Annotated in this window: 14 protein-coding genes; 8 read left to right on the top strand and 6 right to left on the bottom strand. The window is 64.6% G+C overall.

Annotated features, from left to right (window positions below):
• The first annotated feature begins 44 nt into the window (after positions 1 to 44).
• From ACVI1L_RS14265 to ACVI1L_RS14255, 3 genes are all read left to right on the top strand, one after another.
• Positions 45 to 767, top strand: coding sequence for a superoxide dismutase (locus tag ACVI1L_RS14265; RefSeq protein WP_057015294.1), 723 nt, complete (start codon positions 45 to 47; stop codon positions 765 to 767).
• A gap of 123 nt (positions 768 to 890) precedes the next feature.
• A complete protein-coding gene (locus ACVI1L_RS14260) occupies positions 891 to 1367 on the top strand; it encodes a GNAT family N-acetyltransferase (protein ID WP_456783149.1) in 477 nt (158 codons plus the stop codon).
• Positions 1364 to 1960, top strand: coding sequence for a glutathione S-transferase family protein (locus ACVI1L_RS14255; RefSeq protein ID WP_057015292.1), 597 nt, complete (start codon positions 1364 to 1366; stop codon positions 1958 to 1960). Before ACVI1L_RS14260 ends, ACVI1L_RS14255 begins: the two co-directional genes overlap by 4 nt.
• A gap of 121 nt (positions 1961 to 2081) precedes the next feature.
• Here ACVI1L_RS14255 and fabV read toward each other — a convergent pair whose 3' ends face one another.
• The 3 genes from fabV to fabA all read right to left on the bottom strand — a co-directional run bounded on the left by fabV (position 2082) and on the right by fabA (position 5122).
• On the bottom strand, positions 2082 to 3254 hold the full coding sequence (fabV, locus tag ACVI1L_RS14250) for an enoyl-ACP reductase FabV (protein WP_456783148.1): 1173 nt from the start codon (positions 3252 to 3254) through the stop codon (positions 2082 to 2084).
• A 79-nt stretch (positions 3255 to 3333) separates the two neighbouring features.
• Positions 3334 to 4557: a beta-ketoacyl-ACP synthase I gene (fabB, locus tag ACVI1L_RS14245; protein WP_253588344.1), complete on the bottom strand. Its 1224-nt coding sequence runs from the start codon at positions 4555 to 4557 to the stop codon at positions 3334 to 3336.
• A gap of 43 nt (positions 4558 to 4600) precedes the next feature.
• Positions 4601 to 5122, bottom strand: coding sequence for a 3-hydroxyacyl-[acyl-carrier-protein] dehydratase FabA (fabA, locus tag ACVI1L_RS14240; RefSeq protein ID WP_057015289.1), 522 nt, complete (start codon positions 5120 to 5122; stop codon positions 4601 to 4603).
• 327 nt (positions 5123 to 5449) lie between these two features.
• Between fabA and irrA the strand changes: the two genes are divergently transcribed.
• Positions 5450 to 5941 carry an iron response transcriptional regulator IrrA gene (gene irrA / locus ACVI1L_RS14235; protein ID WP_026192029.1) on the top strand — a complete coding sequence of 164 codons (492 nt, stop codon included), beginning with the start codon at positions 5450 to 5452 and terminating at the stop codon, positions 5939 to 5941.
• Between the two features lie 72 nt (positions 5942 to 6013).
• Here the strand turns inward: irrA and ACVI1L_RS14230 are convergent, their stop codons facing one another.
• A complete protein-coding gene (locus ACVI1L_RS14230; protein ID WP_076824741.1) occupies positions 6014 to 6541 on the bottom strand; it encodes an SH3 domain-containing protein in 528 nt (175 codons plus the stop codon).
• 345 nt (positions 6542 to 6886) lie between these two features.
• On the opposite strand from ACVI1L_RS14230, the gene ACVI1L_RS14225 reads away from it, so the two are divergent.
• The gene (locus tag ACVI1L_RS14225; protein ID WP_456783147.1) at positions 6887 to 7891 is read left to right on the top strand and encodes a 2-hydroxyacid dehydrogenase; all 1005 of its coding nucleotides are present in this window, start codon (positions 6887 to 6889) and stop codon (positions 7889 to 7891) included.
• Between the two features lie 306 nt (positions 7892 to 8197).
• Positions 8198 to 9361 (top strand): IS4 family transposase, encoded by a 1164-nt coding sequence (locus ACVI1L_RS14220; protein WP_057015126.1) that lies wholly within the window; start codon positions 8198 to 8200, stop codon positions 9359 to 9361.
• 410 nt (positions 9362 to 9771) lie between these two features.
• On the opposite strand, the gene ACVI1L_RS14215 is transcribed toward ACVI1L_RS14220, so the two are convergent.
• Positions 9772 to 10683 carry a LysR family transcriptional regulator gene (locus ACVI1L_RS14215; protein ID WP_168856647.1) on the bottom strand — a complete coding sequence of 304 codons (912 nt, stop codon included), beginning with the start codon at positions 10681 to 10683 and terminating at the stop codon, positions 9772 to 9774.
• A 121-nt stretch (positions 10684 to 10804) separates the two neighbouring features.
• Here ACVI1L_RS14215 and ACVI1L_RS14210 point away from each other — a divergent pair, with 121 nt between their 5' ends.
• On the top strand, positions 10805 to 11812 hold the full coding sequence (locus ACVI1L_RS14210) for an aldo/keto reductase (protein WP_456783146.1): 1008 nt from the start codon (positions 10805 to 10807) through the stop codon (positions 11810 to 11812).
• Between the two features lie 9 nt (positions 11813 to 11821).
• On the opposite strand, the gene ACVI1L_RS14205 is transcribed toward ACVI1L_RS14210, so the two are convergent.
• Positions 11822 to 12625 carry a HesA/MoeB/ThiF family protein gene (locus ACVI1L_RS14205; RefSeq protein WP_456783145.1) on the bottom strand — a complete coding sequence of 268 codons (804 nt, stop codon included), beginning with the start codon at positions 12623 to 12625 and terminating at the stop codon, positions 11822 to 11824.
• Positions 12626 to 12850: 225 nt separating this feature from the next.
• Here ACVI1L_RS14205 and ACVI1L_RS14200 point away from each other — a divergent pair, with 225 nt between their 5' ends.
• Positions 12851 to 14224 carry a serine protease gene (locus tag ACVI1L_RS14200; RefSeq protein WP_456783144.1) on the top strand — a complete coding sequence of 458 codons (1374 nt, stop codon included), beginning with the start codon at positions 12851 to 12853 and terminating at the stop codon, positions 14222 to 14224.
• The last annotated feature ends 143 nt before the right edge of the window (positions 14225 to 14367 follow it).

Genomic DNA, 14367 nt, shown 5'->3' with positions numbered 1-14367 from the left:
CTCGGGCCTAACATCAGGAAGCTTTCCCAGCACGGAGAACCACGATGTCCTCGATGTCCCGACGCCATTTGATCATCGCAGCAGGCGGCATCGCCGCAGCCGCAGCCGCATCGCGCACGGCATTCGCGCAGGCCCCCGCCGGACCGTTCAAGATCGATCCGCTGACCTATCCCACCAATGCGCTGGAGCCGCATATCGACGCCAAGACGATGGAAATCCATCACGACCGGCATCATCAGGCCTATGTCACCAACCTCAACAATTTCGCCAAGGACAATCCGCAGATCGCCGAGAAGCCGGTCGTCGAGGTGCTCGCCAATCTCGGCAGCGTGCCGGAGGCGATCCGCACCGGCGTGCGCAACAACATGGGCGGCCACGCCAACCACACCATGTTCTGGCAGATCATGGGACCGAACGGCGGCAAGGCGGACGGCGAGGTGCTCGCCGCGATCGATCGCGACCTCGGCGGCATGGAAAAATTCCAGACCGATTTCAACGCCGCCGGCGGGCGCGTGTTCGGCTCCGGCTGGGTGTTCGTCACCGTGACCAAGGACGGCAAGCTCGCGATCGAGACCCGGCCGAACCAGGACAATCCGATCATGGACGGCAAGCGCGCGCTGCTCGGCAATGACGTCTGGGAGCACGCCTATTACCTGACCTATCAGAACCGTCGGCCCGATTATCTCAAGGCGTGGTGGAATACGGTGAACTGGAAGGCCGTGGCTGAGCGCTATGCGGCAGCAAAGGCCGGCACGCTCGGCGTGTGAGCCGCCGGGCTCGCCGGTCGCACACAACTACGCTAGAGTTGAAAGCTCCGCGAGGCGCTCGCGGGCTTTCACCTTTATGCACCCACAGCGTCGCGCCGCCGGCGTCGAAGGCGATAGGGAACAATGACGCTGCCGATCATCCGCCCCGCTCGTCCCGACGAACATGACGCGATCGCGCGCGCCTGGATGGCTAGTTGGGTTTCGACCGGGCTCTCGCAAGCCAGCGACAACCTGTTGAATGATCTGCGTGTCCGCCTGCCGCGCGAGATTGCCGGCGGCTGGAGCCTGTTCGTGGCCGACGATCGCGGCGCCATCGCCGCCATGCTGGCGCTGCACCTGCCGACCTTGCTGCTCGATCAGCTGATGGTGGTCCCCGCCTATCAGGGCCGGAGCCTGGGACGCGAGCTGCTTGCCTTCACGCGCCGGCAGATGCCCGACGAGATCTGGCTGAAATGCGTCCGCGAGAACGAGAAGGCCTGGCGCTGGTACGAGCGCGAAGGCTTTGTGTTCGACAAGGAAGCGCCCAATCCGGTCACCGGCTTCATGATGAAGCACTATCGGTGGATGAGAACAAACCGCACATCGGAGGCTAAGCCATGATCAAGCTGTACTGGTCGCCGCGCTCGCGCTCGTTCTCAGCCATCTGGCTGCTGGAGGAATCCGGCCTGCCATACGAACGGGTGCTGACCGACATCAGCACCGGGGCGCAGAAATCGCCCGATTTTCTCAAGATCAACCCGATGGGCAAGGTGCCCGCGCTGACCGACGGCGACGCGCAGCTCGCCGAGGCCGCCGCGATCTGCGCCTATATCGCCGACCGCTATCCCGAGACCAAACTCGCGCCGGCAGCGACGGACCCGAAGCGGGCGCGCTATCTGCAGTGGCTATTCTTCTCGCCGAGCTGCATCGAGCCCGCGCTGATCCAGCTCTTCACCAAGCTCGAGGTGCCGACCAGCACCGCGGCATGGGGCAGCGCCGCGCAGGTGTTCGACGTGCTCGATGCCGAGCTGCAGAAGGGGCCATGGATCCTCGGCGATCAATTCTCCGCGGCCGACATCGCGATCGGCGCGGGACTGAACTTTGCGGTGCGCGTGTTCAAGATGGTGCCGTCGCGGCCGTCATTCGAGGCCTATATCGGCCGCTGCGTGGCCCGGCCCGCGTTCCAGCGCGCAGAGAAGATCGCGGCGGGGTGAGACATGTAGCCCGGATGAAGCGCAGCGAAATCCGGGGCTCTCTGCCACAGAGGGACTGTCCCGGATTGCGCTGCGCTCCATCCGGGCTACGAAGCTGTGATTGCGATGTTTCCCGAACGGCCTAACCCGGCACGACGCGCGGATCCACGTCCTGCGTGTAATCCACGCTGTCGATGCCGAAGCCGAACAGGCGCAGGAACTGGCTCTTGTACTCGCCGAGATCGGCCAACTCGCCGAGCGTCTCGGTGGTGAGCAGTGGCCAGCGCCGCGACACTTCCGTCTGCACTTCGGGGGAAAGCTCCCAATCGTCGACCCGGACGCGCTGCGCGTCATCGAGCGCGACGCCCTTACCGAGCTTCGTCCGGAACAGGCGATCAATCTGCTCGATGCAGCCTTCGTGAAGCCCGAGCTGCTTCATCACCTTGAACAGCACGGTGCCATAGAGCGGCACCACCGGAATCGCCGAGCTCGCCTGGGTGACCACGGCCTTCAGCGCGACGACGCGGGCGGCGTCCGCACCGAGCCGGCCGCGGATCGCTTCCGCCTTGCTGTCGAGATCGACCTTGGCGCGGCCGAGCGTGCCGTTCCAGTAGATCGGCCAGGTCAGTTCGCTGCCGATATAGGTGTAGTTGAGCGTCTGGAAGCCCGGCGCCAAAACGCCGGCATCCGCGAGCTGGTCGATCCAGCGCTTCCAGTCGTCGCCGCCCATCACCGCGACGGTGGCCGCGGTTTGCTCCTCGCTGGCCGGTTCGAGCGTGGTCTGGAACACCTCGCCGGTCTCGGTGTCGAGCGTCTTGATCTCGACCGGGGCGCCCAGCGGCTTGATCACCGAACGATAGGTCTTGCCGGTGTCGGGATCAGTGCGGACCGGAGCGGCCATGCTGTAGACCAGGAGGTCGAGCTGCCCGAATTTCTCGCGCACGCGCTCGATGAAGGTCGCCTTCAGCTCGTCGGAGAAGGCGTCGCCCTCCAGCGTGAGCGGCGAGCGTCCGACCTTCTGGGCCTCGATCTCGAAGGCGCGGTTGTTGTACCAGCCGGCGCTGGCGCTTCTCTTTTCCGACGGCTCGCGCTCCAGCGACACGCCGATCGTATCGGCGCCGCCGGCGAAGGTCGCGACGATGCGGCTCGCGAGGCCATACCCCGTCGAGCAGCCCAGCACGGCAACGCGCTTCGGGCAGTCGGCGACCGGACCCTGCTTCAGAACATAGGCGATCTGTTCGCGGACATTCGTGGCGCAGCCGACGGGATGTGCCGTCGTGCAGATGAAGCCTCGCACGCGCGGTTCAATAATCATTCCCACCCCATTCCGGATCGTTGCAATGTTCCCATTCGCTGCCCGCGGACCTCCCTCAGCAAGGCGAGGAGAGGCGAAATCACGCGTCAAGCCGCCTGAACACCAGCGTCGCGTTGGTGCCGCCGAAGCCGAACGAGTTCGACAGCACGGTGTTGAGCTTGGCGTTGTCGATGCGCTTGCGCACGATCGGCATGTCGGCAAACACCGGATCGAGTTCGGTGATATGCGCGCTCTCGCAGATGAAGCCGTTGTTCAGCATCAGCAGCGAATAGATCGCTTCCTGCACGCCGGTGGCGCCGAGCGAGTGGCCGGTCAGCGCCTTGGTCGCCGAGATCGGCGGGCACTTGTCGCCGGTGCCGAACACCTTGCGGATCGCCTCGATCTCCGGCGGATCGCCGGCGGGCGTCGAAGTGGCGTGCGGATTGATGTAGTCGACCGGCGTGTTCACCGTCGACATCGCCATGCGCATGCAGCGCTCGGCGCCCTCGCCTGACGGCGCCACCATGTCGTAGCCGTCGGAGGTTGCGCCGTAGCCGACGACCTCGCCATAGATCCTGGCACCGCGCGCCTTGGCATGCTCGAGCTCTTCCAGCACCACGACACCCGCGCCGCCCGCGATGACGAAGCCGTCGCGGTTGAGATCGTAGGGACGCGAGGCGGTGGCGGGCGTGTCGTTGTATTTCGAGGACATCGCGCCCATGGCGTCGAACAGCACCGACAGCGTCCAGTCGAGCTCCTCGCAACCGCCGGCGAAGATGACATCCTGCTTGCCGATCTGGATCGTCTCATAAGCGTTGCCGATGCAATGGTTCGACGTCGCGCAGGCCGACGAGATCGAATAGTTCACGCCCTTGATCTTGAACCAGGTGGCGAGCGTCGCCGACGCGGTCGAGGACATGCCCTTCGGCACTGCGAACGGACCGACCCGCTTCGGGCCCTTGGCGCGCGCGATGTCGGCGGCCTCCACCAGCGTGCGCGTCGACGGACCGCCGGATCCCATGATGATGCCGGTGCGGATGTTGGAGACTTCGTTTTCCTCGAGGCCCGAGTCGCGGATCGCCTGTTCCATCGCAACGTGATTCCACGCCGCACCTTCGGCAAGGAACCGCATCGCGCGGCGATCGATCACCTCGGCAGGATTGAGTGTCGGCGCACCGTGCACCTGCGAGCGGAAGCCGAGTTCGGCGGCCTTCTCCGCGCGCGAAATGCCCGACTTCGCCTCGTAGAGGCTCGCAAGCACTTCCTGGGTGTTGTTACCGATGGACGAGACAATACCCATCCCCGTGATGACAACCCGCCTCATGTTCGCCTCGCCCTGCCTTTATGTTGCCGCATGATGATCCTGCTCAAGATGGAGCCGTGCCCTGCTTGAACAACCCGACCTTCAAGTCCTTGGCGCGATAGATAATCTCGTCGTCCATGGAAAGCCACCCGTCGGCAATTCCAAGCACGAGCTTTGACCGCATCACGCGCTTGATATCGATGTTGTACACAACCTTGCGCGCTTGCGGCAGCACCTGTCCGGAGAACTTCAGCTCGCCGAGGCCGAGCGCGCGGCCACGACCTTCGCCACCGATCCAGCCAAGGTAAAAGCCGACCATTTGCCACATGGCATCGAGGCCGAGGCAGCCCGGCATCACCGGATCATTCTTGAAATGGCAGCCGAAGAACCAGAGATCCGGTTTCACCTCGAGCTCGGCGCGCACCAGCCCCTTGCCGAACTCGCCGCCATTCTCCGAAATCTCGCTGATGCGATCGAACATGAGCATCGGCGGCAGCGGCAACTGGGCGTTGCCGGGACCGAAAAGCTCGCCCCGCCCGCAAGCCAGCAAATCCTCGTATTCGTAACCGCCGCGCCGATCCAGCATCCTCTTTCCACCTCTGATGTCCCGATGAGCGCTTTGCTTGGTCGGACCTTGATCTACCCACGGGAACCGGAATAACCCGTCCCGCATCTTGGCGCTACCTGGGTACGCTACGGCCTGTTATCTCTGCCGAAAGCGCATATGTGGTCCGCGCGCTCTCTAACATAGCGCCAACTGGGCGGCAAAGCGGCATTCCGAGGATAAATGACCGCTTCTCCTTAGGTTTCTACCGCAGCTTGGATTCGTTCTAGTTGCGAAAAACTTGCATCTGATAGGCATCCTTTTTATATTTATGAGGAATATTGCCTGAGTTGGGTGCATAGAGTGGATATGAACGAGGAAGTACCGGCTGTGAACGATGATGCCGTGCACCCGGCTGCCCGGGGCGCTGGTCACCACCCTGCCCTGACCGGCTGTCCGTGGCATGACGTCAACGAGATGTTGCAGTCTGCCGGTCTGCGGCCGACCCGTCAGCGCATGGCGCTGGGCTGGCTGTTGTTCGGCAAGGGTGCCCGCCACCTGACCGCTGAAATGCTGTACGAGGAAGCCACGCTGGCCAAGGTTCCGGTGTCGCTGGCGACCGTCTACAACACCCTGAACCAGCTGACCGACGCCGGCCTGCTGCGCCAGGTCAGCGTCGACGGCACGAAAACCTATTTCGATACCAACGTGTCGACGCACCACCACTTCTATCTCGAGCATAACCACGAGTTGGTCGACATTCCCGACCCGAACCTCGTGCTGTCGAAGATGCCCGACGTGCCCGAAGGCTACGAGATCTCCCGCGTCGACATGGTCGTACGGCTGCGCAAGAAGCGCTGAACCGTCTTACCGTCGATTTGAGTTGTGATGGCCGGGCTCGTCCCGGCCATTTTCATTTGCGGTCGGGGAAGCTCAATCCACCTTCTCGTCGGCGTAGACGCCCCAGAGGCGCTGCTGCTCGATCCAGCCGTCGAACCCGCTGCCGGTGACCCGGCACCAGTTATTGGCGCATTTCTTCACCTGCGCGACGACTCCGGCCTGCAGGCGCGCCGCGATCGCGCTGGTGGCGTCGGGACGATCGTAGAGCGAGGCCAGATCGTCCTTGTTCTTCATCGTGACGACGGCGGTCCGGCGGCCGGACAGCAGGGAGTGATAGACCCAGCCTTCGGCGCCTTCGGAATCGCGCACCCGGCGCCAGTTCTCGAACTCGGCGGTGATTTCGACCGGCAGCCCCGACCGCGTGTAGACCCAGGCGACGTCATTGTCCTTGGTCGGGCCGGCCCGGACGTTCACGTGATCCGACTTCAGGCTGACATAGCGCGGGATCGGCAGGCCGCTGGTGGTGGGGCTCAAATCCTTGGCGGAATGTCCGGGCATGACCGACGCGCTCAGCATGCTTCCGACCAGCGCCACCAATGAACTGAAACGCCAGAACGCCACCATCAACTCGTCTCCTGCCGAGATGCCCAATCGGCACTCGGCGAATTGCAACCCAAACCACGCCCGAAGGCCCCTGCGCCTGCGCCGTTCGCTCCCGCACTGCAAGTCCGAGGGGTTCTTGTCTTGGCCCGGCCTTCTGCTAGAGAGGACGGAACGCCTGAGAGCCAGAACACCCGAATTTGCCCGTCGTTTCGCCTTGGCGAAGAGCCGGGGCAAGTATCGGGGAACCCTAGGAAACGCGAAGGAAACGCCGGGACAGCGCGGCTATCAGCAGTGTCGAACAACCGGGTTAATGAGGCCTCAACGGTTTGCTTTTTGGCAAGCCGCGCGTCATGAAAGCAGGACATGTCGGTGAAGAAAAAGCCTCTCGTCGTCGTCACCCGCAAGCTGCCGGACTCGATCGAGACCCGGATGCGCGAGTTGTTCGACGCCAGATTGAATCTCGACGACACGCCAATGACGCCGGAGCAGATCGCCGAGGCGGCGCGAACCGCCGACGTGCTGGTGCCGACCGTGACCGACATGGTCCGCGAGGACGTGATCAATCAGCCCGACTGCAAGCTGAAGATGATCGCCAATTTCGGCAATGGCGTCGACAATATCGACGTGGCGGCGGCGCATGCCCGCGGCATCACCGTGACCAACACCCCGAAGGTGCTGACCGAGGACACTGCCGACATGACCATGGCGCTGATCCTGGCGGTGCCGCGGCGCCTGATCGAGGGCGCCTCGATCCTGACCGAAGGCAAGCAGCATTGGGCGGGCTGGTCGCCGACCTGGATGCTCGGCCACCGCATCGGTGGAAAGAGGCTCGGCATCGTCGGCATGGGCCGCATCGGCCAGGCCGTGGCGCGCCGTGCCCGCGCCTTCGGCCTGCAAATCCACTATCACAACCGCCGCCCGGTGGCGCCTATGATCGCCGAAGAGCTCGGGGCGACCTATTGGGAAAGCCTCGACCAGATGCTGGCGCGGATGGACATCATCTCGGTGAATTGCCCGCACACGCCGGCCACCTATCACCTGCTCTCGGCGCGGCGGCTCAAGCTGATCCGGAAAGAGGCCTATGTCGTCAACACCGCGCGCGGCGAGGTGATCGACGAGGACACGCTGATCAAGCTGATCGAAGCCGGCGATATCGGCGGCGCAGCCCTCGACGTCTATGAGCACGAGCCCGCGGTGAACCCGAAGCTGGTGCGGCTCGCCAAGGCCGGCAAGGTGACGCTGCTGCCGCATATGGGTTCGGCCACCATCGAAGGCCGCGTCGAGATGGGCGAGAAGGTGATCATCAACATCCGAACCTTCCTCGACGCCCACAAGCCGCCGGATCGCGTGCTGCCGAGCATGCTGTAAGCGCTCGTAGCCCGGATGGAGCCAACGGGTCGCGCGAACGCGCGCCCGATGACAGGCTCCGCGCAATCCGGGACCGCTTCTTTCCATAACCTCCCCTTGAAAAGGGGAGGTCGCTTTGCTCGCCAGAGCAAAGCGGGTGGGGATCATCTCTCTCCACGAGCGACGGTGCATGTGGCTGACCCCCATCCCGACCTTCCCCCTTTCAGGCAGGGGTGTCCGGGGAATGATTCACTGTGTCGCGGTGCATGCTCGGCAGGACCGAGGCAAATCGGTCTTTTCTGGTTGTCGAGACACAGAGGGCCGAGCATGCGATATCGCGGTAGCATTTTTGGAAGGCTGCTTGAACCGATCAATCGACGGCAGTTTCAGACGGTTGTGGATCGTCTGGACGGGGATGCCTACGACAAGTCGTTCAGGAGCTGGGATCATCTGGTGGCGCTGATCTATGCCCAGCTTAGCGGCAACAGCAGTCTGCGCGGGGTGGTGACTGGCTTCAACGCCAATTCGCAGCATCACTATCACTTGGGAACCGGCAAGCTGTCGCGCTCGACGTTGTCCGATGCCAATGCCCGCCGTCCGATCGGCATTTTCGCGCAAACCTTTGCGGCGCTGTCGGCGATGGCGCGTCGCCAGCTGCGGAGTGAAGGCATGGAGATGGTGCGTCTGATCGACGCCAGTCCGATCCCGCTCGGCAAGGTCTGCAGTTGGGCGACGTGGAACGGCCGCATCCGCGGCATGAAGCTGCATGTCGTCTACGACCCAAGGAGCGATGTCCCGACCTGCGTCGAGATGACGGCCGCGAACGTCAATGACATCGAGATCGGCCGACAGACCCCAATCCAGCCCGCCACCACCTATGTGTTTGACAAGGGCTATTGCCGTTTCGACTGGTGGCAGAAGATCAATGATAGCAAGGCTTTCTTCGTTACCCGGGCGAAGACGAGCATCCGTCTTCGCTCGCTCAGGCATCGCGCCATCCGCAAGCGTAACGGGGATGGCTTCGAAATCCTTGCCGATGACGAGGTGAAGCTCACCAGCAAGGGCGATTCGCGCCTTCCAATCCCGCTCCGCCGCATCAAGATCAGACGCGAGAAAGGCGGCAAGATCACACTCCTGACCAACGACCTTGCCCGTAGCGCCGTCGAGATCGCCGCCCTCTACAAGAGCAGATGGCAAATCGAGCTGCTGTTCCGCTGGATCAAGCAGCATCTCGATATTCGCAAGTTCCTCGGCGCCAACGACAACGCGATCCGCCTTCAGGTGCTCGCTGCGATGATTGCCTACCTGCTGCTGCGCATCGCCGCTCACACCAACTGCATCAAAATGCTCCCGCTCAGGTTCGCCGAACTCGTCGGCCAGCTCCTGCTCACGCGTCGATCCCTCGCTGCCATCGACAAACCTCCGCCCATCAACCCCAGCCGTCGGAAATCAACCATCTCACCTGACCAGATGGAGCTCCGCTATGCCTGAATTTCCCCGGACACCCCTGCCTTTCAGGGGGAAGGAGAAGAGAGATCTGTAGCCCGGATGGAGCGCAGCGAAATCCGGGGCCTGTATCCGCGGACAGGCCGCCCCAGATTACGCTTCACTCCATCCGGGCTACGGGACGTGGGTAGTCACACGCGACAGCCCTGCCGTCGCAGGGGCGCGCTGCCAAAATATCGAAAACAACCCCATGCAAAGGAGCCGGTGCGGCCGGCGAGGCGCATGCTGTAATCACGCATTCGGTGTCGTCCCTGCGAAAGCATGCGAAAGCAGGGACCCATAACCGCAGGGCCTCGTTGTTGCGAGGGCTGTGGCCCCAGCGCTGCAAGGCAATCCGCATTTGTGGGTACGGGTCCCGGCTCAAGGCCGGGACGACGATGTGGCGAGGTCCTGCTCTACTTCTTCCGTCGCGCCTGCTTGCGCCAGTCGGCGACGAATGACACGAACGCAGCGAGCGCCGGCGGCGGCTGGCGACGGCTCGGATAATAGAGGAACGGTCCGTCGAATGGCGGGCACCAGTCGTCGAGCACGCTGACCAGCGCACCGGATTTGACGCCGTAGCGGACATAGCCCTCGAACGTCGCCCAGTAGCCGACGCCGTCATGAACCGCACGCAGCGCGAGGCCGAGATGGGTCGCGGTCAGCCTGGCCGGCGGCGAAATCTTCACCACGCGGCCGTTCTTCTCGAACTCCCAATCGAACATCACACCGTTGCTGAAGCGGCTGCGGATGCAGGGGTGCGCCAGCAGATCTTTCGGATGCATCGGCCGGCCGTGCTTTGCGACATACGCGCTGGACGCCACGATCGCGTAACGTTGCGGCGCGCCAAGCGGAACCGCGACCATGTCCTGTGCCAGGTGCTCGCCGTAACGCACGCCGGCGTCAAAGCCCTGCGCGACGATGTCCACGAACGCACTCTCCGCAACGACGTCGAGCTCGACCCGCGGATATCTGGCGAGGAACGGCGCGATCATCGGCGCCAGCACCAGATCGACCGCGGGCGGCGGCGCGTTGATGCGCAACCGCCCCGACGGCTCGGCGCGCAGGCCGCGCACCTCGGTGATCGCATCGGCGACGTTGACCATGGCCGGCGCGACACGGGCAAGCAGCAGTTCGCCGGCCTCGGTCAGCGCGACGCTGCGGGTGGTGCGGTTCATCAGGCGGACGCCGAGCCGCTCTTCCATGTCGCGCAGGCGCTGGCTGAGGCTGGAAACCGAGACGCGCTGCTCGAGCGCCGCACGCCGGAAATTGCGCGTGCGCGCCACCGCTACGAAGGCGTCGAGGTCGCGAAGGTCGAAATTCTGCATTGTTCGATATAGTGAACAAGCCATTCGGGATTGTCCAGCTTATCGGCGAAAGCTGGCCGGCCCATATCACCTCGGCATTTGGCGACGGATTTTCCGCCGCAAACGTTCGAGGAACATCCACATGGACACACGCAAACTCGGCTCAACCGGGCCCACCGTCGCGGCCCTCGGCCTCGGCTGCATGGGCATGTCCGAGGTCTATGGCCCGGCCGATCGCGGCGAGAGCATCGCCACCGTGCACGCGGCGCTCGATGCCGGCATCACGCTGCTGGATACCGGCGACTTCTACGCCATGGGCCACAACGAGATGCTGGTGCAGGAAGCCCTGAAGGACGTCGCGCGCGACCGGCTGCAGATCAGCGTCAAGTTCGGCGCGTTGCGCGGCCCCGCGGGTGAATTCGCCGGAATGGACACCCGACCGGCCGCTACGAAGAATTTTCTCGCCTATTCGCTGCAACGTCTCGGCACCGACTACATCGACATCTATCGCCCGGCACGTCTCGATCCCAACGTTCCGATCGAGGAGACGATCGGCGGCATCGCCGATCTGGTGAAGTCCGGCTACATCAGACATATCGGCCTGTCCGAGGTCGGCTCCGACACCATCCGCCGTGCTCTTGCCGTGCATCCGATCGTCGATCTCCAGATCGAATACTCGCTGATCGAGCGTGGTATCGAGCGCGATATCCTGACGACCTGCCGCGAGCTTGGCATCGGCATCACAGCCTACGGCGTGCTGTCGCGCGGGCTGATCAGCGGCCACTGGTCGAAGGAGTCCGGCAAGATCGGCAGGGACTACCGGCTGATGACGCCGCGCTTCCAGGGCGCGAACCTCGATGCCAATCTCGCGCTGGTCGAGCAGTTGCGCGCCGTTGCCGCCGAGATCGGGGCGACGCCGGCGCAGGTCGCGATTGCCTGGGTCGCGGCGCAGGGCAAGGAGATCGTGCCGCTGGTCGGCGCCCGCACCCGCAACCGTCTCACCGAAGCGCTCGGCGCGACCAGGCTGACGCTGACGCAAGCTCATCTCGCAGCGCTGGCGAAAGCCTTCCCGCCGGATATCGCTGCCGGCACGCGCTATGCGGCCGAGCAGATGGCGCATCTCGACAGCGAGAAGCCGGCCAGCAGATAACGGCAGCAATCAGGTGCGATGGGCGCTGAGGTCAGTGATGACAGGCCCATCGCCATTGAGCGGGTTCTGCGGATCGCGCGCGTAGCGCAGGGTTTCGAACCGCATCGCGCGCGCATCCACCATCAGGAGGCGGCCGACCAGGCCCTCGCCGAAGCCGACGATCTCGCGGATCGCCTCCAGCGCCATCATCGATCCCAGGACGCCGGCGAGCGCGCCCATCACGCCGGCCTCGGCGCAGGCCGGCACCGTGCCCGGCGGCGGCGCCTCCGGAAACAGGCAGCGATAGGTCGGATTGAACTCGCCGTCCGCATTCTTCTCATGCGCGCGGATCGTGGTCAGCGAACCGTCGAACTGGCCCAGTGCGGCCGTGATCAGCGGCCGCTTCGCGAGGAAGCAGGCATCGGCGACGAGATAGCGGGTCTCGAAATTGTCGGAGCCGTCGAGCACGAGGTCGTAGTTCGCGATCAGCGCCATCGCATTGTCGGCGATGAGCCGCATCGAATGCGCCTCGAACGTCACATGCGGATTGAGCGCATGGATCTGTGCCGCCGCGCTGTCGACCTTGCGCTTGCCGATATCAGACGTCGCATGGATGATCTGGCGCTGCAAATTGGAGAGCGAGACGATATCGTCATCGATCACGCCGAGCCGGCCGACACCGGCGGCCGCCAGATACATCAGCACCGGCGCGCCGAGGCCGCCGGCGCCGATCACCAGCACGGAGGCCTGCTTCAGCGCATTCTGGCCGGGGCCGCCCACCTCGCGCAGCACGATGTGGCGGGCATAGCGTTCAAGTTCGTCGGCACTCAGCATTGTCTCATCTATCCTACCCGTGACCCTCATGGTGAGGAGCGCGGCACGCGCGTCTCGAACCATGAGGCCCGGTCCGTGGCCCTCATCCTTCGAGACGCGGCTCTCGCCGCTCCTCAGGATGAGCGTTGACGCGCTCCCTGAACCGGAGCGCGGTTGTTGCCGACCAAGCAGATGTGCTTAATTGCCTGGACGTCAATGGTGTCAGTCATTCCCCCCGGATTTGTCATGAGATCGGTGCTTTCGGCAACATTGATGGCCGCTTCCATTGCGGTCACGGGGATGGGCATGGCGCAGGCCCAGATGACCCCGCCCTCGACGGCCGGGACCAAGCCGAAGACCGTGGCGACGGTGCCGATACGCCCCGGGCTGCAGAAGCCGGAGGATACCGCGGGCGCGATGGCGCAGGCCGAGAGGCTGGCGCTGCAATCCGACCTCGCCTGGGTCGGCGAATATAACGGCGCCATTACCGGCGACGTCAGCGAGCGCATGGTCAATGCGATCAAGGAATTCCAGAAGAAGCGCGGCGGCAAGCCGACCGGCGTGCTGAACCCGCAGGAGCGCGGCGTGCTCGCCGACACTGCGCGGCGGAAGCAGGAAGGTGTCGGCTGGCGGATCGTCACCGAGCCGGCCACCGGGGCGCGGCTCGGCATTCCCACAAAGCTGGTGCCGCAGCTCACCAGCGACGCTTCTGGCGCCAAATGGACCTCGCCGACCGGCACCGTCCAGGTGCTGCTGACCCGGCGCAAGGAAGCCAGCCCGACCACCGCAAAGCTTGCCGAGCAGGAGAAGAAGGAGCCGGCCGGCCGCACCATCGACTACACCGTGGTGAAGCCGGATTTCTTCGTGCTGTCGGGCATGCAGGGGCTGAAGAAGTTCTATCTGCGCGGCACCTTGAAGGGCGACGAGGTCCGCATCCTCACCATCCTCTATGACCAGGCGATGCAGTCCACCGTCGAGCCGGTGGTGATCGCGATGTCGAGCGCCTTCAACGCATTTCCGTCCGCCGTGCAGGCCGGGCCGCCGCCGCGCAAGACCGTCGAATATGCCACCGGCGTCGTGGTCAGTGACGATGGCGCCATCATCACCGACCGCGTGGCGACTGACGACTGCATCGCGCTGACGATCCCGGGCTACGGCAATGCCGATCGGGTCGCCGCGGACAAGGAGCACGATCTCGCTCTGCTGCGCATCTATGGCGCGCGCGGGCTGAAGCCGCTCAACATCGCAGGCCAGGCGACGCAGACCGCGCTCGACATCACCGGGATCGCCGATCCGCAGAAACAGGGCGGCGGAGCGGCCGCGAGCAGCCTGAAGGCTTCGGCCGCACAGATCGGCGGCGGCGATCAGGCGCTGTCGCCGGCGCCGGCACTCGGGTTCTCCGGCGCGGCGGCGCTCGACGGCGGCGGCAGGTTTGCCGGGATCGCGGTGCTGAAACCCGTCATCGTCGCAGGCCCCGCAAACGCGGCGCCGCCGGCGCAGGCCGCGCTGGTGCCGGCCGACACGGTGCGCAGCTTCCTGAAGGCGCATGGCGTCACCGCGTCGGGCGACTCGGCGGACGCCAAGGCGGCCGTGGTCCGCGTGATCTGCGTCAGGAAGTAGAGCTACCTCGCCCCGCTTGCGGGGAGAGGTCGGATTGCATCGCCAGATGCAATCCGGGTGAGGGGGTACAGGTCCATCAATGGACACCACCTCGTGGAGTGAGCCCCTCACCCCACCCTCTCCCCGCGAGAGCGGGGCGAGGG

The sequence above is a fragment of the Bradyrhizobium sp. USDA 4516 genome, from assembly GCF_054055915.1.
Note: the sequence above shows the minus strand (reverse complement) of the source record. Positions and strands in the feature narration are given on the sequence as shown.

Bases quoted from the DNA above. Each gene is read 5' to 3' on its own strand.
- ACVI1L_RS14265 (WP_057015294.1), top strand. From the start codon at position 45: ATGTCCTCGATGTCCCGACGCCATTTGATCATCGCAGCAGGCGGCATC.
- ACVI1L_RS14260 (WP_456783149.1), top strand. From the start codon at position 891: ATGACGCTGCCGATCATCCGCCCCGCTCGTCCCGACGAACATGACGCG.
- ACVI1L_RS14255 (WP_057015292.1), top strand. From the start codon at position 1,364: ATGATCAAGCTGTACTGGTCGCCGCGCTCGCGCTCGTTCTCAGCCATC.
- fabV (WP_456783148.1), bottom strand. From the start codon at position 3,254: ATGATTATTGAACCGCGCGTGCGAGGCTTCATCTGCACGACGGCACAT.
- fabB (WP_253588344.1), bottom strand. From the start codon at position 4,557: ATGAGGCGGGTTGTCATCACGGGGATGGGTATTGTCTCGTCCATCGGT.
- fabA (WP_057015289.1), bottom strand. From the start codon at position 5,122: ATGCTGGATCGGCGCGGCGGTTACGAATACGAGGATTTGCTGGCTTGC.
- irrA (WP_026192029.1), top strand. From the start codon at position 5,450: ATGAACGAGGAAGTACCGGCTGTGAACGATGATGCCGTGCACCCGGCT.
- ACVI1L_RS14225 (WP_456783147.1), top strand. From the start codon at position 6,887: ATGTCGGTGAAGAAAAAGCCTCTCGTCGTCGTCACCCGCAAGCTGCCG.
- ACVI1L_RS14220 (WP_057015126.1), top strand. From the start codon at position 8,198: ATGCGATATCGCGGTAGCATTTTTGGAAGGCTGCTTGAACCGATCAAT.
- ACVI1L_RS14215 (WP_168856647.1), bottom strand. From the start codon at position 10,683: ATGCAGAATTTCGACCTTCGCGACCTCGACGCCTTCGTAGCGGTGGCG.
- ACVI1L_RS14210 (WP_456783146.1), top strand. From the start codon at position 10,805: ATGGACACACGCAAACTCGGCTCAACCGGGCCCACCGTCGCGGCCCTC.
- ACVI1L_RS14205 (WP_456783145.1), bottom strand. From the start codon at position 12,625: ATGCTGAGTGCCGACGAACTTGAACGCTATGCCCGCCACATCGTGCTG.
- ACVI1L_RS14200 (WP_456783144.1), top strand. From the start codon at position 12,851: ATGAGATCGGTGCTTTCGGCAACATTGATGGCCGCTTCCATTGCGGTC.